Origin of the sequence: Bradyrhizobium sp. (genome assembly GCF_004799445.1) — a bacterium.
In the GTDB taxonomy this organism is placed as follows: Bacteria; Pseudomonadota; Alphaproteobacteria; order Rhizobiales; family Xanthobacteraceae; genus Bradyrhizobium.
Map to the genome: position 1 here is coordinate 26,111 of NZ_SSNA01000137.1, position 24,088 is coordinate 50,198.

At 62.2% G+C, this 24,088-nt stretch carries 22 protein-coding genes; 12 read left to right on the forward strand and 10 right to left on the reverse strand.

Going from position 1 to position 24,088, the window contains the following annotated elements; translation table 11 throughout:
- Positions 1-30 precede the first annotated feature (30 nt).
- Both E8A46_RS18870 and E8A46_RS18875 read left to right on the forward strand, forming a co-directional pair.
- Entirely contained in the window at positions 31-831 is an 801-nt protein-coding gene (locus tag E8A46_RS18870; protein ID WP_291564209.1) for a helix-turn-helix transcriptional regulator, read from the forward strand.
- 292 nt (positions 832-1,123) lie between these two features.
- Positions 1,124-2,485, forward strand: a complete 1,362-nt coding sequence (locus E8A46_RS18875; RefSeq protein WP_291564212.1) for a malonyl-CoA decarboxylase — start codon at positions 1,124-1,126, stop codon at positions 2,483-2,485.
- 91 nt (positions 2,486-2,576) lie between these two features.
- Here the strand turns inward: E8A46_RS18875 and E8A46_RS18880 are convergent, their stop codons facing one another.
- The 8 genes from E8A46_RS18880 to E8A46_RS18915 all read right to left on the reverse strand — a co-directional run bounded on the left by E8A46_RS18880 (position 2,577) and on the right by E8A46_RS18915 (position 11,379).
- Complete coding sequence (locus tag E8A46_RS18880; protein ID WP_291564215.1) at positions 2,577-4,946, reverse strand: TonB-dependent siderophore receptor; 2,370 nt, start codon at positions 4,944-4,946, stop codon at positions 2,577-2,579.
- Between the two features lie 373 nt (positions 4,947-5,319).
- A complete protein-coding gene (locus E8A46_RS18885) occupies positions 5,320-6,489 on the reverse strand; it encodes a mandelate racemase/muconate lactonizing enzyme family protein (RefSeq protein ID WP_291564218.1) in 1,170 nt (389 codons plus the stop codon).
- A 170-nt stretch (positions 6,490-6,659) separates the two neighbouring features.
- A complete protein-coding gene (locus E8A46_RS18890) occupies positions 6,660-6,911 on the reverse strand; it encodes a DUF3297 family protein (RefSeq protein WP_291564221.1) in 252 nt (83 codons plus the stop codon).
- 17 nt (positions 6,912-6,928) lie between these two features.
- On the reverse strand, positions 6,929-7,405 hold the full coding sequence (locus E8A46_RS18895; RefSeq protein WP_291564226.1) for a glutathione peroxidase: 477 nt from the start codon (positions 7,403-7,405) through the stop codon (positions 6,929-6,931).
- 19 nt (positions 7,406-7,424) lie between these two features.
- Positions 7,425-8,828: an amidase family protein gene (locus tag E8A46_RS18900; protein WP_291564228.1), complete on the reverse strand. Its 1,404-nt coding sequence runs from the start codon at positions 8,826-8,828 to the stop codon at positions 7,425-7,427.
- Between the two features lie 173 nt (positions 8,829-9,001).
- On the reverse strand, positions 9,002-9,568 hold the full coding sequence (locus E8A46_RS18905) for a c-type cytochrome (RefSeq protein WP_291564231.1): 567 nt from the start codon (positions 9,566-9,568) through the stop codon (positions 9,002-9,004).
- A 77-nt stretch (positions 9,569-9,645) separates the two neighbouring features.
- The gene (locus tag E8A46_RS18910; protein ID WP_291564234.1) at positions 9,646-10,917 is read right to left on the reverse strand and encodes a PQQ-dependent sugar dehydrogenase; all 1,272 of its coding nucleotides are present in this window, start codon (positions 10,915-10,917) and stop codon (positions 9,646-9,648) included.
- Between the two features lie 204 nt (positions 10,918-11,121).
- On the reverse strand, positions 11,122-11,379 hold the full coding sequence (locus tag E8A46_RS18915) for a hypothetical protein (protein ID WP_291564237.1): 258 nt from the start codon (positions 11,377-11,379) through the stop codon (positions 11,122-11,124).
- A gap of 302 nt (positions 11,380-11,681) precedes the next feature.
- On the opposite strand from E8A46_RS18915, the gene pqqA reads away from it, so the two are divergent.
- From pqqA to E8A46_RS18965, 10 genes are all read left to right on the forward strand, one after another.
- The gene (gene pqqA, locus E8A46_RS18920; protein ID WP_009031067.1) at positions 11,682-11,762 is read left to right on the forward strand and encodes a pyrroloquinoline quinone precursor peptide PqqA; all 81 of its coding nucleotides are present in this window, start codon (positions 11,682-11,684) and stop codon (positions 11,760-11,762) included.
- Between the two features lie 170 nt (positions 11,763-11,932).
- Positions 11,933-12,862 (forward strand): pyrroloquinoline quinone biosynthesis protein PqqB, encoded by a 930-nt coding sequence (gene pqqB, locus E8A46_RS18925; protein WP_291564240.1) that lies wholly within the window; start codon positions 11,933-11,935, stop codon positions 12,860-12,862.
- Between the two features lie 11 nt (positions 12,863-12,873).
- Positions 12,874-13,638 carry a pyrroloquinoline-quinone synthase PqqC gene (pqqC, locus tag E8A46_RS18930; protein WP_291564317.1) on the forward strand — a complete coding sequence of 255 codons (765 nt, stop codon included), beginning with the start codon at positions 12,874-12,876 and terminating at the stop codon, positions 13,636-13,638.
- 34 nt (positions 13,639-13,672) lie between these two features.
- The gene (gene pqqD, locus E8A46_RS18935) at positions 13,673-13,984 is read left to right on the forward strand and encodes a pyrroloquinoline quinone biosynthesis peptide chaperone PqqD (protein WP_291564243.1); all 312 of its coding nucleotides are present in this window, start codon (positions 13,673-13,675) and stop codon (positions 13,982-13,984) included.
- Positions 13,981-15,189, forward strand: coding sequence for a pyrroloquinoline quinone biosynthesis protein PqqE (gene pqqE, locus E8A46_RS18940; protein WP_291564246.1), 1,209 nt, complete (start codon positions 13,981-13,983; stop codon positions 15,187-15,189). Before pqqD ends, pqqE begins: the two co-directional genes overlap by 4 nt.
- Positions 15,179-16,168: a prolyl aminopeptidase gene (gene pip / locus E8A46_RS18945; protein WP_291564249.1), complete on the forward strand. Its 990-nt coding sequence runs from the start codon at positions 15,179-15,181 to the stop codon at positions 16,166-16,168. The genes pqqE and pip overlap by 11 nt, the downstream gene beginning before the upstream one ends.
- A 14-nt stretch (positions 16,169-16,182) precedes the next feature.
- Entirely contained in the window at positions 16,183-16,857 is a 675-nt protein-coding gene (locus E8A46_RS18950; protein WP_291564253.1) for a DUF4286 family protein, read from the forward strand.
- Positions 16,858-17,104: 247 nt separating this feature from the next.
- Entirely contained in the window at positions 17,105-18,907 is a 1,803-nt protein-coding gene (locus tag E8A46_RS18955; protein WP_291564256.1) for an FAD-dependent oxidoreductase, read from the forward strand.
- The gene (locus E8A46_RS18960; RefSeq protein ID WP_291564259.1) at positions 18,877-20,724 is read left to right on the forward strand and encodes a 2-oxoacid:acceptor oxidoreductase subunit alpha; all 1,848 of its coding nucleotides are present in this window, start codon (positions 18,877-18,879) and stop codon (positions 20,722-20,724) included. The genes E8A46_RS18955 and E8A46_RS18960 overlap by 31 nt, the downstream gene beginning before the upstream one ends.
- On the forward strand, positions 20,721-21,776 hold the full coding sequence (locus tag E8A46_RS18965; RefSeq protein WP_291564262.1) for a 2-oxoacid:ferredoxin oxidoreductase subunit beta: 1,056 nt from the start codon (positions 20,721-20,723) through the stop codon (positions 21,774-21,776). Before E8A46_RS18960 ends, E8A46_RS18965 begins: the two co-directional genes overlap by 4 nt.
- 29 nt (positions 21,777-21,805) lie before the next feature.
- Here the strand turns inward: E8A46_RS18965 and E8A46_RS18970 are convergent, their stop codons facing one another.
- Both E8A46_RS18970 and E8A46_RS18975 read right to left on the reverse strand, forming a co-directional pair.
- The gene (locus E8A46_RS18970) at positions 21,806-22,579 is read right to left on the reverse strand and encodes a hypothetical protein (protein ID WP_291564265.1); all 774 of its coding nucleotides are present in this window, start codon (positions 22,577-22,579) and stop codon (positions 21,806-21,808) included.
- Positions 22,580-22,740: 161 nt separating this feature from the next.
- Entirely contained in the window at positions 22,741-24,000 is a 1,260-nt protein-coding gene (locus E8A46_RS18975) for an alpha-hydroxy acid oxidase (protein ID WP_291564267.1), read from the reverse strand.
- Positions 24,001-24,088 lie beyond the last annotated feature (88 nt).

Genomic DNA, 24,088 nt, shown 5'->3' on the forward strand with positions numbered 1-24,088 from the left:
ATACGGTCTTGTGCTGACGGGATGCGGCCAATGGGTATCGTCGAAACGCCAATCGTTGCCATCAGGGGAAGCCACCGCACGACCAACGACGGTGTCCACCTCGTCGCGCGTCATTACAAAAAGGGCGTTCGGCTCGACGCCCACATGCACCGCGAAGCGCAGCTGGTTTATGCGGCCCGCGGCACTATGCAGGTCACGACCCCGAAGGGGCGCTGGCTGGTGCCGCCGGATCGCGCGGTATGGGTGCCGGCCCGGCTCGAACACGCCATCGACGTGCTGGCCGACATCGACATGCGGACGCTGTATTTCGATCTGGCGTGGCTGAAACGCGAAAAGCCCCGCGCACGCCTCGGCGCGGAATTCGTGGTGCGGGTGTCACGGTTGCTGCACGAGTCGATCCTGGCCTTGTTCGACGAACGCCATAACCCCGACCGCACCGCGCTCCTGATCAGGCTGGCCGTGCTCGAACTGCATCACGCCGACGATTCCGCAACCTTCGTTCCGCTGCCGCATGAGCCGCGTTGCCGGCGCGCGGCGAACATTGTGCTCGCCGATCCCACCGCTGCGCATGAGATCGAGGCGCTGGCGCGCATGGTCGGAACCTCGGTGCGGACGTTATCACGGTTGTTTTCGTCGGAAACGCAACTGAGCTTCAAGAGCTGGTGCCAGCGCGCGCGCATCGCCGCCGCGATCGAACGGCTGTCGACCGAGGCCGACGTCTCGGTCAAGCAACTCGCCGCGGGGCTCGGCTACGCCAGCGTGCCGGCCTTTTCACACGCATTCCGGCAGGTGACGGGCAAGACCCCCACCGCTTTTTTGGCCATGAAATAAGGCCGATTTGGCGCTTGATTGAAGAGGGGCAAGACGCTTCAAATATCATGGCTGTCATACGCGGGCTTGACCCGCGTATCCATCCATCTTGATAAAACCCATTTTTCGAAGGAGATGGATGGCCGGGCATAGGCGAGCGAAAGCGACGCCGTCCTTCGGACGGCTATGCCCGGCCATGACGGTTGTTGTTAGATAGGCGTGACGGTATTTTGTGCTGCTTCGCGTCGCGCGCTTGATTGTGATCGGCTTTATCTTAAATCCATGTCACAATTGCACTCCATCTGGATTCGACATGCCCGCCAGGAATAACGCCTTCTTCTCCGATCTTCTCGCCTCGATTTCCGAGCGCGGCCGCACCCTGCTCCGCCGTGCCGGATCGTCCGACGACAAGCAAGACGCGTCCGACCTGATCGAGTTGTGCGAGGCGTTGTTATCGGGCCGGGGCGAGGCTTCCGGCACCGCGATGGCGCGCGAGGTGCTCGATCGCTACCATCACCTCGACGAGACCGGCCGGCTTTCGTTCTTCGGAAATCTGGCCCGCCATTACGGTCCGGACCGGGAGAAACTGGCGCACGCGATCGAGAGCTGGCGTTCGCAGCCGAATGATGCCGACGCCAGCGATCTGCATTTTGCTTCCGAGCCGCGGCGCCAGGAACTGATCCGCCGGCTCAACCGCGCGCCGGGCGGCACCAGCGAACTGGTGTCGATGCGCGCCGACTTGCTCGATCTCATGAATGGCGACAAGGATCTTGCCGCGCTCGACCGCGACGTCGTGCACTTATTGGCCTCATGGTTCAACAGGGGGTTTCTCGTGCTGCGCAGGATAGACTGGTCGACGCCAGCGAACATTCTGGAAAAGATCATTCGCTATGAGGCGGTGCATGAGATCCGGGACTGGGACGATCTGCGCCGGCGCATCGATCCCGCCGACCGGCGTTGCTATGCGTTCTTTCATCCCGCGCTTGTCGATGAGCCCCTGATCTTCGTCGAGGTGGCGCTGACGGAATCTATTCCCGGCGCCATTGCGCCGCTGCTCGCCGAAGACCGCCAACCGGTGCCGATCGAGCGCGCCCGCACCGCGGTGTTCTATTCGATCTCCAACACCCAGCGCGGCCTGGGCGGAATATCCTTCGGCAATTTCCTGATCAAGCAGGTGGTCGAGGAATTGCGCCGCGAATTGCCCAAGCTGGAGAATTTCGTGACGCTGTCGCCGGTGCCGGGCTTCATGTCATGGCTGAAGAAGGCCAGCGACGTTCCCGTGAGCGACGAGGAGCGGGTGCTGCTCGAAAATCTGGAGCGGCCGGACTGGTTCGAGAATGCGGAAATCGCGACGCAACTGCGTTCGGTCGTTGAGCCGCTCGCGGCCTATTATTTCCTGAAAGCGCGCACGCCGAAGGGCCGGCTGATCGATTCGGTGGCCCGATTCCATCTCGGCAACGGCGCGCGGCTGGAGCGGATCGACTGGCTCGGCGATCTCTCGCCGAAGGGCCTGCGCGAATCCGCCGGCATCATGGTCAACTACCTCTATCGCCTCGAGGACATCGAGAAGAACCACGAGGCCTATGCCAACCAGGGCACGGTCGCGGCTTCCAGCGCGGTGAAGAAATTGCTCAAGAACGAGGGCCGGCGGCTATTGGACATGCGGCTGTCGTAGCCTCGAGGCCGACCGGCGCGCGGCAGGAGATGATTTCCTGCCTGCTGCCGGCGATCAATTCCAAGTCCTTCAATTCTGAGGTCCTTCAATTCTAGAGTTTAGCCCTGGCCACCAACCGGAAGGTGCGGCCCTGACCGGGAGAAATGTTGTTGTCGCCGTCGGCGCTCGCCCAATAACCCTGGTTGAAGACATTTTCGATATTGAGCTGCCCGCTCCAGGTCTGGTTGATCTTCAGGTAAAGCGCGGCGTCGACGCGCACAAACCCCGGCAGCTTCACGAAGTCGTCCGACGACGCGAATGAATCCGAGAAGTAGATGACGCCGAGCCCGGCGCCCCACATTGAATCGATCTGATACTTGTTCCAGAGCGAGACCTGGTTGAACGGCACGAGCTGAACGCGATTGCCCGCCAGGATCGTCGGTGGGGCCGGATTGGCCGCTGTCGAGGAATTGGTATTGCTGCCGATTCGCGCATCCGTGTAGGCGTAGCCGAGTGTCGCCTGCCAATCCTTGGTGACATAGCCGGTCAAGGCCGTCTCGAAGCCCTTGATGACGTTCAGGCCGCTGATCGCAAACAGGCCGCCGCCGATTGCCAGCGGCACGTTGGTACGGTTCAACTGATAAATCGCCGCGGTATACTGCAGGCGCGGAAAGATATTCCACTTGACGCCGACTTCGGTGTTTTCGAACTTCTGCGGCGGGATCAGCGCCGACCCGGTATTCAACGCGCTGAACTGATCGCCGGCTGACGGCAGATACGAAATACTGTAGGCGCCATAGACCGACAGATTGTCGACCGGCTTCACGATGACAGCGGCGCGCGGCGACACCAGATCGTCGGTGCGGGTACGAAAGATCGCGGTGTTTTCATCGGTCGCGCTGAGTTCGAAGCGGTCGAAACGCGCACCGGCGATCAATTGAAGCCAGCGCGTGATATCGATCTGGTCCTGCGCATAGGCGGATTCGATATTGAGGCGGTACTTGCTGTCGGAATCGGCCGCGGTAACGCCGGGCGAAAACGCGCCTGGAAGCTGGTGAATGAAGCTGACCGGGCCGAAATAGGTCGGAGCGAGCGCATTGCCCGGCGCCGCGTTGGTTCCGGTGCTGGCAAAGATGCCGGTATTGCGAAGATCGAGGCCGGTCTGCCGATCGAACTCCGTTCCGAACGCGATGGTGTGACGGACCGGACCGGTCATCGTCTTGTAGATGAAGTCGGTCTGGTTGAACGCGTTTTCGCGGTTGGTGACGTGGTTATAGGCGTTATAGCTGAAGCTGCCATTGGCGGCGACCGAACTGCCGGGATAGACGTTCTGGTAGGATCGGTTGAAATCGGCGTACAGCGACGAATTCTTGACGGTCAATCCGTTGCCGAAATCGTGCTCAATCACCGCCATTCCGGTCTGCACGTCCGCCCTGGTATTGTTGTATTGCGGGCTGCCGTAGAACGCCGAAAGATTGCCGTTCGGTGCGAACGGCGCCGTCGGATTAAACAGCGTCCCGGTCCCGAACGACGGATTGCCGCGATCGGCGACTTCCCTGTCGTGATAGAATTCGTAGCTCAGCTTGATCTTGGTATCGTCATCCGGCTTCAGTGTGACGGTCGGGTTGAATCCGAAGCGCTCCAGGTTTCCGTAGTCACGGAATGTATCGCTTCCTTCGTAGAACGTATTGAGGCGCACGGCGACGTTCTCGTTGATGGCCTGGCCGGCATCGAGCGTGACCCGGCGATCGCCGTAAGAGCCCGTCTGCACGCTCGCATCATAAACCCTGGTGCCGTCGGCTTCCTTGAGCGTGCGATTGACCACACCGCCACCCGCACCGCGTCCGAACACCAGCGCGGCGGGACCCTTCAGCACTTCGAGGCTCTGGGTATTGTAGATATCGCGATAATATTGAACGTCGTCACGGAAACCGTTGACGAAGAAATTCGCGCTGGAATCGACGCCGCGAATGACGAGTTCGTCGCGGTTGCCCTCGCCCTGATGCACCGCGACGCCCGGAACGTAGCGCGTCAGTTCGGTGATGCCGTGGGTGCTCTGGTCCTGAATGAAATCCTTGGTCAGGACGCTGACCGATTGCGGGATGTTCAGCAGCGGCGTGTTGGTCTTGGTGCCGACCGATGTGCTGTCGGAATAATAGCCGGTCGTGCCGGTGCGGGCGTCCTGCGACACCGCAAACGGCTTCGGCGCCGGGCTCGTCTCCGGCCGGTGCGCCGTTTGCGACCGGCGCTGGGCGCTGCCGCGCGTGGCGCGCAATTGAGCCGGAGCAAGATCGGCGCGGCGCTTGCCTTCGGGAGCGGTAATCGTCACCGGCGGGAGCGACGTTCCGGATGCCTGCTGCGCCGCTGCCGTCTGGGCCCGGGTGTCCTGCGCACCGACCAATACGCCGAGCACGACATAGCTCGCCGAGCGAAGCCGCACCGCGGATGCAAGACGGATTTTAGACTTCAACGAACTCTTCACGGCAGCTGCCCCCAATGTCGCGCCGCGTCTGTTGCGGCGTGTGAAGGCTCATGGCGAAATGGGAGCAATGTGTCGAGACAGGCGAGTTAGAATCACTCTCGCCGGAATTATTTCTTAGAAAATTTCTAATTCACTGAATCGAGGAAATCGCTGCGGCACAATGGTTTGTGGAGCGAGCAATTTCTCCAGCGCAAAAAAACGAGCTGTATTGTTCGATACATTCTAAAACGACGAGATCAGTTGCTGCCCGATCGACCTCTCGCCGGCCGCGATGGTGTTGTCGTTTGGATCGTTTCTAAATCTCGGGTTGACTGGCCGAGACCGGGCTGCGCCACGAACGGGCAGCGGGCGGCAGTACCACCTCACAACATTCTCACGACGCCAGCGACTTCATCTCCGTATAGAGATCCGATTTCCCCTCAAAGCCGATGCCCGGCAAATCCGGCATGGTGATGTGACCGCTCTCGACGCGAACGCCGTCCGGAAAACCGCCATAGGGCTGGAACAGGTCGGGATAGCTCTCGTTGCCACCAAGGCCGAGGCCGGCGGCGATATTCAGCGACATCTGATGGCCACCATGCGGGATGCACCGGCTCGGCGACCAGCCGTGGGTCTTGAGAACCCCAAGCGTGCGCTGATATTCGCAAAGCCCGTAGGACAGCGCGCAGTCGAATTGCAGCCAGTCGCGGTCGGGCCGCATCCCGCCATAGCGGATCAGATTGCGCGCATCCTGATGGCTGAACAGATTCTCGCCGGTGGCCATGGCGGCCGGATAGAATTCCGCCAGCGCCGCCTGCAGCTGGAAGTCGAGGGGATCGCCGGCCTCCTCGTACCAGAACAGGGGATAGTCGCGCAGCATCCTGGCGTAGGCGATTGCGGTCTCCAGATCGAACCGGCCGTTGGCGTCGACGGCGAGTTGCGCGTCCTTGCCGATCTCCTCGAGCACGGCCTCGATCCGCAGGCGGTCTTCCGCGATCGGCGCGCCGCCGATCTTCATCTTGACGACGTTGTAGCCGCGGTCGAGATAGCTGCGCATCTCGCCGCGCAGCATCGACAGGCCCTTGCCGGGGTAATAATAGCCGCCGGCGGCATAGACGAACACCCGCGGATTGGCGTTGCGGCCGTGACGCTCGGCGAGCAACCGAAACAGCGGCTTGCCGGCGATCTTGGCCACCGCATCCCATACCGCCATGTCGATGGTGCCGACCGCCACCGAGCGCTCGCCATGGCCGCCGGGTTTTTCGTTCGACATCAGGGCCGACCAGACCTTGTCCGGATCGAGATTATCGCCGGCCTCGTTGAGCAGGGTCTTCGGATCGGCCTCCTTGAGCCGCGGCGCGAACCGCTCGCGGATCAATCCGCCCTGCCCGTAGCGACCGTTGGAATTGAAGCCGTAGCCGACCACGCGCCTGCCGTCGCGCACGACGTCGGTAACGACGGCGACCAGGCTCGTCGTCATCTTGGTGAAGTCGATATAGGCGTTGCGGATCGGCGAGGAGATCGGTTTTGTCACTTCGCGGATGTCGACGATGCGGACGGACATTGGCTTTGGCTTTCGGGAGATGGCGGGAACTGTCTACACCGTCATTGCGAGCCACCGGGTCGCGCGAATGCGCGCCCGATGATAAACTCCGCGAAGCAATCCATTGCTGCACCAGCGGAAAGAATGGATTGCTTCGTCGCTTCGCTCCTCGCAATGACGGAAGAAGAAACTCAGGACGTTCCCTTGTCGCGAAAATACGGCTCTACCGGGCCATGGACCTTGATGGTCAGCGGATTGCCGTAGCGATCCTTGGCGTTGCCGGCGGTCACGCGCACCCAACCCTCGCTGACGCAGTATTCCTCGACATTGGTCTTCTCGATGCCCTTGAAGCGAATGCCGACGTCGCGCGCCAGCACCGCTTCGTCGTAGTAGGGGCTTTTCGGATCGCTCGAAAGCCGGTCCGGCAATTGATCGGTCGTCATGGTCTGGTTCTTCTCGTTCACAATAGCGCCTCGATTTCCTTTGTAAGGGCTTCCGGGGTTGTGGTCGGCGCGTGGCGCGCCACCACCTTGCCCGAACGGTCGACCAGGAATTTGGTGAAATTCCATTTGATCGACGAGCCGAGCAGCCCGGATTTCTCGCTCCTCAAATATTGATACAGCGGATGCGCGTTGCCGCCATTGACGTCGATCTTGTCAAACAGCGGAAAGCTGACGGCATAGTTGGTGGCGCAGAATTGCTGAATCTGCGCGGCGTCGCCCGGTTCCTGGCGCCCGAACTGGTTGCACGGAAATCCGAGCACCGAAAAGCCGCGCGAAGCGAAAGTCTTTTGCAGCGCCTCGAGGCCCTTGTATTGCGGGGTAAATCCACAGGCGCTCGCGGTGTTGACGATCAAGAGAACCTGACCTTCGAACCGCTTCAGCGGAACATCCTCGCCGGCGAGCGATTTTGCCGTGAAATCGTAAATGCTGGCCATGGTATTTCTTTAAGCCCCTTTAATTGCTGACGGGATCGACCGGCGCCGACGGCGTTCCACCGGCTTCGATCGCCTCACCCGCCAGCAGGCACAAATCCTCCCGGTAGCGACCGGAAACCACCTGAACGCCGACGGGAATCCGCCCCACCAAACCCGTGGACACCGTTAGCCCAGGCAACCCCATGAAGGGAATCGCAATCTGCGTCAGCTGCGCCCGCCAAACCCGCGCGAAGGAGGCGTCGTCGCGCAGATCCAGCCCATCGGGGAACGGCAGTTCGGCGGATACCGGCATCAACAGCACCGAATAGGTCTCGAAGAACTGCAGCCATTCGCGCGCCAGCGTCGCCCGCCGCGTCAGCGCCCCGGACAACGCGGCAGCATCGAATGGAAAAACCTTGGCCCGGTTGCCGCGCAGGCACGCCAGCGCGCCGGGATCGCCCTCACGCTCGGCGGCAGCAAGCTGGGCCTCATAGCCGTCGCCAAGCCAGAGTTTGGTCTGAAGCTCGGCCGCCTCGCGCAACGGCGGCGTGGCCGCGATCTCCTCGACGCTCCATCCGGCGCGCTCCAGGCGTTTGCCCGCATCCGCCACCGCCGCCTTCACCTCGGCCACGGTCTCCAGCCCGTCCGGCTGAAGACACAACGCGGCCCGCTTCGGCATGGCAGGCCCTTGCTGCGGCGCCGGCACCCACCAGGGATCGCGCGCGTCGTAAGCGGACATCGCCGCCAATGCGATCCTGAGATCGCCGATGGTGCGCGCCAGCGGACCGGATACCGCCGAGATCTGCGGCCCAATGGCGCGTTCGGGCAGCGACGCATTGAAGGCCGCGATGCGGCCTACCGTCGGTCGCAGGCCGTGCACGCCACAGGCATAGGCGGGATAGCGGATCGATCCCGCGATGTCGGTGCCGTGCGCGATATGGCCGATGCCGGAAGCCACCGCCGCCCCCGCACCGCCGGACGAGCCCCCCGGCGTGATCGCCGGATCGCGCGGATTTCTGGTGTCGCCATGGATCAGGTTGGTAGTGAACCAGCGATAGGAAAACGCCGGGCAGTTGGTGCGCCCGAGAATCACCGCACCCGCCTTGCGCAGATTGTCGACCACGGGACTGTTGGTGCGCGCGATGACGTCGCGCTGCAGCTTGAGGCCGTTGGTAGTGGCGAACCCTGCCTGATCGATATTGGCCTTGATGGTGACAGGCACCCCCGCCAGCGGGCCGGCGTCTTCGCCGCGCGCGATCGCCGCATCGATCAGGGCGGCCTGCGCCAGCACCTCTTCCGGCCGGTGGTCGACAACCGCATTGATCTTTGGATTGACGGCGTCCAACCGGGCGAGCGCGGCGGACGCGGCCTCTTTCGCCGAAACCTTCTTCGACCTTACCAGGCCGGCAAGTTCAGTAGCCGGCAGGCGCCAGAGATCTTCCATGGCCAACTCCATCTCGCCGAAACTTGTAGCGCCGCTCAGATCGCAGCGCCATACCGCAGCCCTGGCGGCCTAGAGCAGGTCGGTTCTGATTGAATCAGAGTCGACCTGCTCTAATTTTCTGTTTTGACGCGTTTTCTTCACGCGAACCGGTATCGACTTCGCTCGAAAGCGCTCTAGCGGACGCGGGCGATGTAATACGCAAGTTCGGCGATCTGCTCTTTGCTGACCGACCCCATCACGTCCGCCATGGTGCCGTCATAGCCGTGGCGGCTGTTGTCCTTGTATTCACTGAGCGTCTTGGCGAGATAATCCTCGCGCTGGTTGGCGATGCGGGGCACGTTTTCCTTGCCGGAAAAATCGGCATTATGACAGCTGTTGCATCTATTCTGCTGCGCCAGCGCCAACCCACGCTGCATTCGCGCCGGCTCGCCGGCATCGGCCGGCGGCGCCGGCTTCGGCAGCTTGGCAAGAAAATCGGAAAACTTCTGAAGATCGTCGTCGGTGAACGACTTCGCCATCTCGTTCATCGGCTCGAACGTCCGCAGCTTTTCGCGAAACATGAAAAGCTGGATCAGCGCGTACGGCGCCTGCTGGGCGCCGAGCGAGGGCGTATTTTCGGTCTCGGATTGGCCGTGCTCGCCATGACAGGCAAAACAGGTAACGGCCCGCTGTTCGATCGTCTCGGCGCTCGCCGAAAAAGCCAGCGATGCAAACGCCAGCGCCATCATTACCCTTCGCATCGATCCATCCTGAGCAACACCGTCCAAAAAACGAAAATCGGGGGCAGCTCACGCTGCCCCCGATTGTTGTCCGCGATTTACTGCGTGGCAACCTTCTGCTTGCCGTAGCTGATGCGATAGACGGCGCCGTTCCAGTCGTCGGAGACCAGGAGCGAACCGTCCTTCATCTGCATCACGTCGACCGGCCGGCCGACATACTTATTGTCTTCCAGGAAGCCCGTGATCAACGGCTCGATGTTCTTGACCGTGCCGTCCTTGTTGAGATGCACAACCACAACGTCACCGCCGAACTTGTTGGTCCGGTTCCAGGAACCATGCCGGGCCACGATGATGGCGTTCTTGTAGCTCTTCGGGAACATGTTGCCGGTATAGAACCGCATGCCAAGCGCAGCCGCGTGCGGCCCCATCAGGCCGACGGGTGGCGTGAACTCGCTGCAGGAATGTCCCCAGCCAAATTCAGGGTCCGGGATGTTGCCCTGATAGCAGTAAGGCGCACCGAAGTCCTCGCCGACCTTGGTAACGCGATTGAGCTCGTCATTCGGAACGTCTTCCGACAGCCAGTCGCGGCCGTTGTCCGTGAAGTAGAGCTGCTTGTTTTCCGGATTCCAGTCGAACCCGACGCTGTTGCGAACGCCAAGCACGACGACTTCGGCGCCGGTGCCGTCGAGGTTGATCCGCCGGATCTGGCCGTGGTCGGCGTCATGCAGAACGTTGTTGCCGGGCTGTCCGACCGGAATATACAGCTTGTTGTCAGGTCCGATGGCGATGAACTTCCAGCCGTGGGCTTCGTCCTTGGGCAGGTTGTCGTAGACCACCGTCGGCTTCGGCGGATTGTCGAGATTGTCTTCGACCTTCTCGATCTTGGAAATCTTGGAGAGTTCGGCGATGTACAGCGTGCCGTCCTTGAACGCGACGCCGTTGGGCCGGTAAAGACCGGAGGCTACGATCTTGACCGATCGCTTGCCGTCCTTGTTGACGATGGCATAGACCTTGTCGAGCAGGCGGCTGCCGACAAAAACCGTGCCCTTGTCGCCCAGCGCCAGCGAACGCGCGTTGGCCATGCCGGCCGCATAGACCTCGATGTTGAAGCCGGCCGGGACTTTCAGCTTGGCCAGCGGCAGCTTGTCGGGCGCGGCGGCGAGCGGAGGTGCTGCGACCGGCGCAAGCTTCGCCGCCGCTGCGTTGTCCGGCCGTCCGAGCAGGGGCGAGCCTGGCGGCAGCGCCGGCGCGGCGGCGGGTGCCGCAGCGGGCGGACTGGCCGGCTGCTGCGCTGCAGCGCCGTATGTCAAAATTCCTAAAAAGGCACCAGCCAGCAGCAGGCTGCGCGGCGCCGATGAGCAGATCCTCATAGTGTTCTCCCCTTTGTGGAAGCCTTTGAACCTTTGCATGGGCAAGAACCTGCCCGTGCCGGTGGCCTTCATGCGCACACTCTTGAATATTTTTCCACCGGCGCGCAATCGGAAACATCCCGGAAATAGCCGGTCGCGCGGAGCCGCATGGCTGGAATAGAGGCAAGGCAGCGGTGTGGCGCCTCCAACCGCGCTGACTTGATATCAGTGCTTTGTGACGGGAACGTCGGAAACGTCGAACAGCGCCTCCGTAAACGGAAACTCCAGCACCGTGTCACCTTCATCGTCCGTCACTTCAAGGACCGCCCCCAGCAGGCCGCCCTCCGCGCCCTCGGTTTTCAGCAGTTCCTGGATCATCGCGCGGGCGACTTCCCACGCGCGATCGGGGTCGCGCAGTTCTTCGCCTTCGGGGTCGGCGATCAATTCTTCGCCGATACGCGTATTGAAGAAGTATCGCGGCATGGGTCAGACCTATTGCGGTTGAGGGCTCCGGAGGGGCGTCATCGACCTCTCACAAGTGCCTTATTTCTTTATCTGGAATCGCCGCCGCGGGTCGGACCGCCGTCGGCATCTATTGGCCGCGATATGAACCCATTGATCCATCATTGGTTTGACGTGCGCTCGCACAAGCCCGTGACTTGCTGTTGCAGCGCAGCATAAAACGGGCGGAACTTTGGGATAAAAAGATTTTGCTGGCGAACTTTTCGATCCGTATTACCTTATTGGCAGGGCGGAGTTCGTCCGGTTTGACAAGGAGAGCCAAAATGGCCTGGAAGACCCCGAAGATCGTCGAAGTGCCGGTCGGCATGGAAATCAATATGTATGCCTGCGCTGCCCGCAAGTAAGCGGCGGCGTCTGCTTCATCCTTGACTAAGGTGGACCGCGGGTTGACACGTTCCTGACGTGGAACGTTGTTTGTGCCCGCGTCCACCTTTGAAGTTTTTCGAATATCCAAGCTTGTTCAAATACCCAAGCCTGGAAAATTTCGCGTTGAGAGAATTCCAGGAGACGGATCATGCTTCGCGTCGTCGTCTTGGGCGCCGCGGCGGGTGGCGGCATTCCACAGTGGAATTGTGGCTGCCCGGTTTGTCTGGCGGCGCGGACCAGACATCCCGAGCTGCAGAGCACCCAGGCCTCGATCGCGATCAGCGCCGATGGCGATCACTGGTTTTTGATCAATGCGTCGCCGGATCTGCGCCAGCAACTGATCGCGACACCGCAGCTTCACCCCGCCCCCGGCAAGCTTCGTCACAGCCCGATAGCGGGCGTTATCCTGACCAACGGCGAAATCGACGCGGTCGCGGGTCTGTTGTCGATGCGCGAAGGCTGGCCGTTTGCGATCTATGCGCACCGCAAGGTGCTGGCGATCCTGAACTCCAACAGCATCTTCAACGTGCTCAACGAGAAGAACGTGCGACGCCAGCCGATCGAGGTGGAACAGACGTTCGAGCCGGTGCTGCCCGGTGGTTCACCCTCAGGCATCGAGATCTTGCCGTTCGCCGTTGCCGGCAAAAGTGCGTGGTATCTGGAGGGCAAGGTCCACCCGGCAGGAGCGGATGGCGCGGGCGACACGCTCGGTCTTCGGATCCGGGACAAGGCGACGGGCAAGTTCTTCTATTTCCTTGCCGCTTGCGCCGACGTCACCGACGACCTTAAATCGCGGCTTGCCGGCGCACCGCTGGTGTTCTTCGACGGCACCGTGTGGCGCGACGACGAACTGATCCTGGCAGGCCTCGGCAACAAGACCGGGCAAGGCATGGGACATATCGCGATGTCAGGGGATACCGGGGCGATCGCAGCGCTTTCCGGCCTTGGCATCGACAGGAAAATATTTTTGCATATCAACAATTCCAATCCGGCGCTGCTGCACGATTCCGCGGAACGCAAGATCGCCGAGCAGGCCGGCTGGCAAATTCCCGCTGATGGAACGGAGATCACGCTTTGAACGCCATGACCCTGGAAGGGATGACCGCGTTTTCACTCGGTGGCAGAACCTCGCTGAACAGCGCCGATGAGCTGGAAGCGGCGCTGCGCCAGATCGGCGCCGCGCGCTATCACAACCTGCATCCCTTTCACCGGCTACTGCACGGCGGCAAGCTGAACGAGGGACAGGTGCAGGCCTGGGCGCTGAACCGCTACTATTACCAGAGCACGATACCGATCAAGGACGCCGTGGTGATCTCGCGTTTTCGCGACATCGGCACCCGTCGCGAATGGCGGCACAGGATAGAAGACCACGACGGCGACGTCGGCAGCGAAGGCGGCATCGAGCGCTGGCTGAAGCTCACGGAAGGATTGGGATTGGACAGCACCTATGTCGAATCCACCGAGGGCATCCTGCCCGCGACGCGCTTCGCGGTGGAAGCTTACGTCCATTTCGTCCGTGACAAGAGCCCGCTGGAGGCCATCGCCTCCTCGCTGACGGAACTGTTCGCGCCGAACCTGCACGAAGAACGCATCTCGGGCATGCTGGCGCATTACGATTTCGTCAATCCCGATATCATGAGCTATTTCAAACGGCGCCTGACGCAGGCGCCGCGCGATGCCAACTTCGCGCTCGACTATGTCAGGACCCATGCCAAGACCCAGGCCGAGCGCGAAGCGGTCTGCAATGCGCTGATCTTCAAGACCAATGTGCTATGGGTTCAGCTCGACGCGCTGTATCATGCCTATGTCGACGGCCACATTCCGCCCGGCGCGTTTGTGCCCAAAACCAGTTAGAGAGACCAGCTCAAGGCCAGCTAGGAAACAAGCCATGGCAAGCCCACGCCACATCAGCGTCAGCGAAGCGAGCCGCCCGGTCCTGCCGCGGCACGCGAAGCTGAGGTTTGATGAGACGCGGCAGGTCTGGGTCATCCTGGCGCCGGAGCGCGTGCTGGCGCCGGACGAGATCGCGGTCGAGGTGCTGCAGCTTTGCGACGGCCTTCGCAGCGTCGCCGATATGGTCGACCAGCTCGCCGCCAAATACGCCGCTGAACGCAGCGCGATCGCCACCGACGTCGTCGCCATGCTGCAGGATCTGGCCGACAAGGGTTTCCTCACCGAAGCGCGCGAGAGGACATCATGAGTCCGACGCTTACAGACGCCAACGTTGTGGCCAGCGATCCCGCCGACGGGCTCGCGGCACTGCAGCGACGTGGATCGACCGCGGAGACCTTCGGTATTCCATTGGCGGTGCTCGCCGAACTGACGCATCGCTGCCCCCTGCAATGCCCCTATTGTTCCAATCCGGTCGAGCTCGATCGCGGCGGCAGCGAGCTCACGACGGAAGAATGGAAGAAGGTCCTCTCCGAACTGGCCGAGATCGGCGTGCTGCAGATTCATTTCTCCGGGGGCGAACCGACCGCGCGCAAGGATCTGGTCGAACTCGTCCAGCATGCCAGCGATGTCGGGCTGTACTCCAATCTCATCACCTCGGCGGTGCTCTTGAGCCGCGAAAGACTTGCCGCGCTGGCCAACGCCGGGCTGAGCCATGTGCAGATCAGCTTTCAGGGCAACGAGCCCGTGGTTGCCGACCGGGTTGCCGGTTTCAAAGGCGCGCACGCCAGGAAAATCGAAGTGGCGAAATGGACGCGCGAGCTGGATTTGCCGCTGACGGTAAACGCCGTCATGCACCGCCAGAACCTGTTCCAGCTGCCTGATATTATCCAGATGGCGGTCGATCTCGACGCCGACCGGCTCGAAGTCGCCAATGTGCAATATTACGGCTGGGCGCTAAAGAACCGCGCCGCGCTGATGCCGACGCTGGAACAGATCGAACAGACCAGCCGCCTCGTCGAGGAAGCGCAAGCGCGGCTGAAAGGCACGCTCGCGATCGACTATGTGGTGCCGGATTATTACGCGCTGCGGCCGAAGAAATGCATGGGCGGCTGGGGCCGGCAGTTCTTCAACATTTCGCCGGCAGGGAAGATACTGCCCTGCCATGCCGCCGAGAGCATTACCGGGATGGAATTCGAATCGGTGCGGTCAAATCATTCGATCGCCTGGATCTGGCAGAATTCCGAGGCCTTCAACCGCTATCGCGGCACCGGCTGGATGCCGGAACCCTGCAAGAGCTGCGAATTCAGGGAAGTCGATTTCGGCGGTTGCCGCTGCCAGGCCTTTGCGCTGACCGGCGACGCCGGCAATACCGACCCGGCCTGCACGCTGTCGCCCTTGCATGAGCAGATCTTCAAACTGGCGGAGCAGGAAGCGGCCGCCGACCACAACCGCTTCATCTATCGCAATTTTGCAGGCGGCACGCCGGAGGCGGAAGACGACCATGGCGCCTGACGCCGACGCGGCCAGGTCCGCCGGCAAGCGCGCCGACCCATTCGCGCCGCTGACGTCGGAGCAACTGGCCGTAGGCGACGGCCACGAGATCTATGTCGAAACCGTCGGCCGCGCCGACGGCTTGCCAGCGGTCTATCTGCATGGCGGACCCGGCAGCGGCTGCCAGCCCGATCACCGCAGGCTGTTCGATCCCGAGCGTTTCCATGCGGTCCTGTTCGACCAGCGCGGCGCCGGCCGAAGCCGCCCCAAGGGCCGCCGCGAGCACAATACGCTGCCGCATCTGATCGCCGACATGGAAATGATCCGCGAGAGACTAGGCTTTCCGCGCTGGATGATCGTCGGCGGCTCCTGGGGCGCGACACTGGCGCTGGCCTATGCGCAGGCCCACCCCGACCGGGTTTCGGGTATCGTCTTGCGCGCGACCTTCCTCGGCACCCATAGCGAGCTCGAAGGCGGGTTTCTCGACGCGCTGCCGCGCTTCCATCCCGGCCTCAGCGACGATTTTGTCGGCCTCTTACCCGAGGCGGAACGCGGGACGCCGCTTGAAGCGTACTGGCGGCGGATTCTCGACGTCGATCCCGCCATCCACGGCTCGTTCGCCCGCGCCTGGCATGACGCCGAGCGAATTCTATCCGAGCACATGCCCTCGCGCACGCGGCTCGATCCTTCGTCGCTGAAATCGAATGGCGCCCTGCCCGCGACGCCGTTCATGGAAGCGCATTATTTTGCCAATGGCTGTTTCATGAAACCGGACCAGCTTCTCGAACAAGCCGGCAAGCTCGATGGGCTTCCAGGCGTCATCGTGCAAGGCCGCTACGATCTGCTTTGCCCGCCTTCGACGTCGCACGCGCTCGCCGCGCGCTGGCCGCAATCCGAAATTCGCATCATCGAAGGCGCCGGCCACACGCTGTACGATCCCGGCGTCAGGGACGCGGTGATGAAGGCGATCGCGGACATCGCCTCCAAAATCACGCGCTAGGGGATTTTCGAACAATGCCGATGGCCGGAAAAGGCATGCTGCTGACGTCGATGGACATCGACGCATCGGATGAAGCGGACTTCAATCGCTGGTACGACCGCGAGCACCTTCAGGAGCGCGTCGCCATTGAAGGCTTCCTCGAAGCCCGACGCTATATCGCGCACGACGCTTCGCCGAAATATCTCTGCCTCTACTCGACCAGCACGATAGAGGTGCTGGATAGCCCAGCCTACAAAAGCCGGCTCGCCAACCCGACCGAATGGTCGAAAAAGACCATGGCACGTTTCCAGAACATGGTCCGCGCGGTGGCCCGCATCACCATCAGCCGTGGACAGGGCCGCGGTGCCGCGCTCGGCATCGTCCGCATTCGCCCGATCGCGGGGAGCGAGGGCAAGTTACGCGCATCACTCCAGCACGCGCTCGATCCGCTCGACCTCGACGGGGTCATCTCGATGCATCTGATCGAAAGCGATCCTGCATTGTCCGGGCCGACCACGGAAATTGCTTCGGCGGCGAGCGCAGGTGCCGGCGACTGGTTCGTGCTGATCGACGCAACAGATGTGCATTCGGCATTTGCGGCCACCGCGGCGCGTTTAGGAGATGACGCTCCTTTCAGATCCGCCGTGATTTCCACCGGCATTTACAGCCTGATGTGGGACCTCGCTGGAAGCGACATTGGGTTGTTCTAGATCAATGCATCAAACTTAGGCGCCGCGTATGCTGCACTGCGAAATAAATGTATTTTTATCCTTCCGTTAGCGACACGACGCATGAAACCTGGAGATCGCGCAAAATTGCCTTTGTGGAACATCTTGAATGGCTTTAATACGATAAGCTGATGATGCAATTCAAAAACCACAAAAACGCCAGCTGAGCGTTCGCAGGCAAAGATAAGGCCGCGCCATTCTCGAGTTTTTTTGCGCGGACAAGGTAGGAATGAAACCGACTGATATCTCGGCGCCAGACTATTTTCACAAAGTCGTGGATTGCCAGTGGGCCTGCCCCGCGCACACGCCCGTCCCAGAATACATCCGCTTGATCGCCGAAGGCCGCTACAGCGACGCCTACATGATCAATTGGCGATCGAACGTGTTTCCCGGAATTCTCGGCCGTACCTGCGATCGCCCGTGTGAGCCCGCGTGCCGCCGCGGTCGCGTCGAGGAAACCCCGGTCGCGATCTGCCGGCTGAAGCGCGTCGCCGCCGACTTCAAGGACGACGTCAAGCACCGCATGCCGCGGCCGTCAGCGAAGAAAAACGGCAAGCGCATCGCGATCGTCGGCGGCGGTCCCGCCTCGCTCACGGTGGCCCGCGACCTCGCGCCGCTCGGTTACCACTGCACGGTGTTCGATGCCGATCCGAAGGCCGGCGGCATGATGCGAACCCAGATCCCGAAATTCCGGCTGCCGGATTCCGTGATCGACGAGGAAACCGATTACATTCTCGATCTCGGCATCGAATTCAAAGGCGGCCAGCGGATCGACAGCCTGAAGCAGCTGCTGGCTGAGAATTACGACGCGGTCTTTGTCGGCTCCGGCGCGCCGCGCGGCCGCGAGCTCACCATCCCCGGCCGCAAGGAAGCGGCAAGCCATATCCACATCGGCATCGACTGGCTCTCCAGCGTGTCGTTTGGTCATGTCGAGAAGATCGGCAAACGCGTGATCGTGCTCGGCGGCGGCAATACCGCGATGGATTGCTGCCGCACCGCGCGCCGTCTCGGCGGCGAAGACGTCAAGGTGATCGTGCGTTCCGGCTTCGACGAGATGAAGGCGAGCCCCTGGGAAAAGGAGGACGCCATCCATGAAGACATTCCGATCCTCAATTTCATGGTGCCGAAGGCGTTCGTTCACGACAATGGCAAGCTCACCGGCGTCACCTTCCAGAAGGTGAAGGCCGAATACGACGCCAAGGGCCGGCGCAATCTGGTGCCCTCGGGCGAACCGGACGAGACGATTAATTGCGATGACGTGCTGGTGGCGGTCGGCCAGGAGAACGCCTTCCCCTGGATCGAGCGCGACTGCGGCGTCGAATTCGACCAATGGAACATGCCCAAGGTCGATGCCAAGACCATGGGGTCGACCAATCCGAAGGTGTTCTTCGGCGGCGACGCCGCGTTCGGCCCGAAGAACATCATCTGGGCGGTGGCGCACGGTCACGACGCGGCGCTCTCGATCCACAAGCTGATCTCGGGCGAGGACATTACCGAGCGGCCGCTTCCGGAAGTGCAGATCTCGTCGCAGAAGATGGGCATCCACGAATGGAGCTATGACAACGACCCCACCGAGGACAAGCGCTTCAAGGTGCCGCACCGCGACAAGGTCGTGGCGCTGAAGGATATCCGCGCGGAGGTCGAACTCGGCTACGACCTCAAGCTCGCGCTCGGCGAGGCGCGGCGCTGCCTGAACTGCGATATCCAGACGGTGTTTACTGCGCCGCTGTGCATCGAGTGCGACGCCTGCGTCGATATCTGCCCGATGGATTGCATTACCTTTACGCAGAATGGCGAGGAAGCCGATCTGCGCCAGCGGCTGAAGGCGCCGTCGCCGCATCCGGACCAGGACCTCTATGTCGCCGACGGCCTCAAGACCGGGCGGGTGATGGTCAAGGACGAAGACGTCTGCCTGCATTGCGGGCTGTGCGCCGAACGCTGTCCCACCGGCGCTTGGGACATGCAGAAATACCTCATCGACATGACCCACGCAGGTACATCATGCCCGTCCAAAGCCCGATCAGCAGCGTAAACGACTTCGTCGTTCGCTTCGCCAACGTCAATGGATCGGGTTCGGCGAGCGCCAACGAGCTGTTCGCCCGTTCGATCCTGCGCCATGGCGTACCGGTTAGCCCGCGCAACATCTTCCCGTCCAACATTCAGGGGCTGCCCACCTGGTATGAGGTGCGGGTGACCGAAGCCGGCCATCTCGGAGCGCGCGGCGGCGTCGACATGATGGTGGCGATGAATCCGCAGACCTGGGACAAGGATCTCGCCTCGATCGAGCCCGGCGGCTACCTGTTCTACGACTCGACCAAGCCGATGCCGTCGTCGAAGTTCCGCACCGACATCACCGTGATCGGCGTGCCGCTGACCGCGATCACCAATTCCACCTATACTGACCCACGTCAGCGCCAGCTTTTCAAGAACATCATCTATCTCGGCGCGCTGTGCGCGCTGCTCGACATGGACCCGAAGCTGATCGAGCAGCTGATCGCCGAACAATACAAGGGCAAGGAAAAGCTGCTGTCGCCGAATATCCACGCGCTGCATCTCGGCCGCGACTGGGCGCTGCAGAACCTCAAATGCCCGATCGGCCTGCGCGTCAAGAAGGCCGACAAGGTCGGCGACCGCATCTTCATCGAGGGCAACAACGCGGCGGCGTTGGGAGCGGTCTATGGCGGCGCCACGGTGTGCGCGTGGTATCCCATTACGCCGTCATCTTCGCTCGCCGACGCCTTCGGCAGCCATTGCAAGAAGCTGCGCCACGATCCCGAAACCGGCAACGCCAAATACGCCATCGTGCAGGGCGAGGACGAACTGGCCTCGATCGGCATCGTGATCGGCGCGTCATGGAACGGTGCGCGCGCCTTCACCGCCACCTCCGGCCCCGGCATCTCGCTGATGCAGGAATTCATCGGGCTTTCCTACTTCGCCGAGATCCCGGCCGTGATCATGAACGTGCAGCGCGCCGGCCCCTCGACCGGCATGCCGACCCGCACCCAGCAATGCGACATCCTCGCCTGCGCCTATGCCTCCCATGGCGACACCAAGCATGTGCTGCTGTTTCCGGAGGATCCGGCGGAAGCGTTCGAATTCGCCGCCCAGGCCTTCGACCTTGCCGAACGGCTGCAGACCACGATTTTCGTCATGCTCGATCTCGATATCGGCATGAACCACCGGCTCTGCCGCCCGTTGAAATGGGACGACGCCCGGCAATACGACCGCGGCAAGGTGATGACGGCGGAGATGCTGGAGGACGGCCGCGACTTCGGCCGCTATCTCGATGTCGACGGCGATGGCATCCCCTACCGCACCTATCCCGGCACCCATCCGACCAAGGGTTCGTTTTTCACCCGCGGTACCTCGCGCGACCGTTACGCGCGCTACTCCGAGGAAGGTTCGGTCTATGCCGACAACATGCAGCGGCTGGTGCGCAAATTCGAGACCGCCCAGGACATGGTGCCGCGGCCGCTGCAGGCCAACGCCGCCAAGCCCACCAAATACGGCGTGATCTATTTCGGTTCGACTGCTCCGGCGATGGATGAAGCGATCCAGCTTTTGGAGGCGCGCGGACATCAGCTCGACCGGCTGCGGATTCGCGCCTTCCCGTTCCATTCCAGCGTCGCCAGCTTCATCGCCGACCACGATTTCGTCTACGTGGTCGAGCAGAACCGCGATGCGCAGCTTCGCTCGCTGATTGTCAACGAGAACGGCATCGATCCGGTACGGCTGGTTCCGATCCGCCACTATGACGGCACGCCGATCACCGCGCGCTTCATCGCCGGCGCCATCGGCGACCACCAGGACCAGCTCCAGGTCACCCCGCTGCGCAAGGTAAAGTCATGACCTATATCGCCAAGCCGAAATTCCATCATCCGGGACTGCCCAAGAACGGCCTCGGCTACACGCACCGGGATTACGAGGGCAAGATTTCGACGCTGTGCGCCGGCTGCGGCCATGACTCGATCACCGCGTCGATCATCGAGGCCTGTTACGAACTCTCGATCGAGCCGCACCGCGTCGCCAAGATTTCCGGCATCGGCTGCTCCTCGAAAACCCCGGACTACTTCCTCGGCAATTCGCACGGCTTCAATTCGGTGCATGGCCGCATGCCGTCGGTCTTGACCGGCGCCAATCTCGCCAACCGCGACCTGATCTATCTCGGCGTCTCCGGCGACGGCGACTCCGCGTCGATCGGCTTCGGCCAGTTCGCGCATTCGATCCGGCGCGGCGTCAACATGACCTACATCGTCGAGAACAACGGCGTTTACGGCCTGACCAAGGGCCAGTTCTCGGCCACCGCCGACCGCGGATCGAAGTCGAAGAAGGGCGTGATGAACACCGACAACGCCGTCGACCTGGTGGCGATCGCGCTTCAGCTCGGCGCGAGCTTCGTGGCGCGCAGCTTCTCCGGCGACAAGACCCAGCTGGTGCCGCTGATCGCGGCCGCGATCGAGCACAAGGGCGCGGCGTTCATCGACGTCATCAGCCCCTGCGTCGCCTTCAACAACCATGCCGGTTCGACCAAGAGCTTCGACTATGTGCGCGAGCACAACGATGCGGTGAACCGCCTCGACGTCATCACCGGGCGTGAGCCGATCTCGGTGGATTACGCGCCGGGTACGGTGCAGGTCGTCGAGCAGCATGACGGCAGCAAGATCGCGCTGCGCAAGATCGATGCGGATTACGACGCGCATGACCGGGTCGGCGCGATGTCATTCCTGACAAAGCATGCCGCCAAGGGCCAGATCGTCACCGGCCTGCTCTACGTCGATCCGGACGCGGACGACCTCCACACCCATCTCAACACCGTGGAAACGCCGCTCAATACGCTCGAGGCCAAGGACCTCTGCCCCGGCACCCCGGCGCTGGACAAGATCAACGCCAGTCTGCGCTAGCCCAGCTGTCTTCCGGCCGTTTGCCGCGATCAGGAACGCGCCGCATCCGCGTTTTCTGCATGGGAGCCGGCCCGCTGGGGCAGAAACACAACACAGGCAAGGATGACCGCGGCGAGAATGGCGGTTGCATAAAACCTGCTGATGGCAAGACCGCCATCCTCGAGCGGCTTGTCGAGAAGGTCGCCGAGCGTGGCGCCCAGCGGCCGCGTCAGGATGAAAGCGCCCCAGAACAGCAGCGTTCTTGAGATGCCGGTCCAGAAGTAGGCCGCCGCGATCACCGCGAGCCCCGCCGTGAAAACCAGCGCGCCGCCTTCGTAGCCGAGCCCGTTGGTGTCCGCCATCCAGTCGCCGAGCGCGGTGCCGAGCGTCTGCGAAAACAGGATCGCCACCCAATAGAACGTTTCGATCTTGGGCGAGACGATGGTGCTGACCGAAATCGACCCGGCCGACCAGTACCACACCGCCAGGGACGCCATCAGAAGCACGAAGAGAGCCGAGGCGCCTCCGGGATAACCGATGCCGAGCGAGCGGTCCGCGAAGTCGGCTATCGTCGTGCCCGCGGTCGTGGTGGCGATGACAACGAGCCAGTACAGCAGCGGATGAAAGGCTTTGGTGGAAATCTGCGCGACGACGGCGACCACAAAAATGCCGATAAAGATCAAGCTAGAGAGCGCATAGCCGAGGTCCATCGACATCGACACCGCATCGCCACCGGTCTCCCCGAGGGTCGTCGCAAGTATCTTGATGCACCAGAACACCAGCGTGACTTCCGGAACCTTGCTTCGCTGCAAGTCCTGATTCATTTAGGGATTCCTTGCCTTAAGCGTCGGCGGCGATCGGTGTGGCACGCCACCGAAATCGATCGCCAGCCAATCTAGCTGCGGCGGACGGTTGCCGGACATTGGTGCCGGCACGATGAACGGCGCGAACGCAATCCGGTTCCAGTTCGTCCAGAACGCCTTGGCTAGCTCGCGCGGCGCACGAAGCTCGCATTGAGCTCCTTCACCGAGCGCGCGCCGCATTGCTGCATGGCCGCCCGCGTCTCGGTACGGACGATTTCGAGCACCCGCTCCACGCCCTCCTGGCCGAAAGCCCCCAGCCCCCACAGATAGGGCCGGCCGACACCGACCGCCTGCGCGCCCATCGCCAGCGCCTTGACGGCGTCGGTGCCGCGGCGGAATCCGCTGTCGACGATGACGGGCATGCGCCCCTTCACCGCCGCGATGATCTCCGGCAGCGCGTCGATGGTGGAGCGGCCATTGTCCTCGCCGCGGCCGCCATGATTGGAAACGAGAATGCCGTCGATCCCGTTCTGCGCGGCCAGTTCGGCGTCCTCGGCCGTGATGATGCCCTTGAGCATGATCTTCATGCGGGTAACGTCGCGCATGCGCTTGACGGTATCCCAGTTAAGATTGGAGGACTCACCGCCGCCCTTGATACCGGTGAGGTCGATGCCGTCATAATTGTGCCGGCGGGCCGCCCGCGCGGCAAAACTGCTTCGGTCGTGACATGAGGAACATTCGCGTGTGTCGGTCCGCATCAGACGGAACAGGGTTTCCTGGTTGCGGCCCGCGATACGATCGACCGTCACCATCAGGACCGGACAGCCGGCGCCGTCGGCGCGCTTGACCAGCGCCTGCGCGACCTCCCAACTCGGCGATGCATAGAGCTGGAACCAGACCGGCGCGCCGCGCGCCTTGGTGACGTCCTCCACGGAAAAATTCGAGGATGTCGACAGCATTTGCAGATGATTGCCGGTGCGCGCGGCTCTGGCCACGGCAAGCTCGCCGTCGGGGTGAAAGAACTGGTTGGCGCCGGTCGGACATACGAAGATCGGCGAATCATATTTCGTGCCGAAAAGCTCGATGCTGGTGTCGACCTTGGAGACGTCATTGAGACGATGGGGCATCAGCTGGAATTTGAGAAAATCCTCGCGATTGGCGCGCAGCGTGACCTCGTCGTCGATGCCGGACGCCATGTAGCCGAAATGCGCCGGCGGCACGTTCTTGCGGGCCACCGGTTCGAAGTCGAACACGTTGATGGCGTCCTTTGGACGACCGATCAAATCGTCGCTACCCGGCGGCGCCCATATCATCGGATCGGGCAATTTGGACGGGGCTTCCATGCCGTAGGCTGCCAGCGCGCCGGATGCCAGCAGCGGGCTTCCGGCGAGATATTGCAGAAAACGGCGGCGGCTGGTGGCGCGAACGATTCCCGACGTCATTGAAGTATCCTCCCCTGCGACTATTCTTTTTTATGGTTGGACGATAGCAGCTGGACGGGCCGCTCGGAAGGCGTTCGCCATGCCAGGC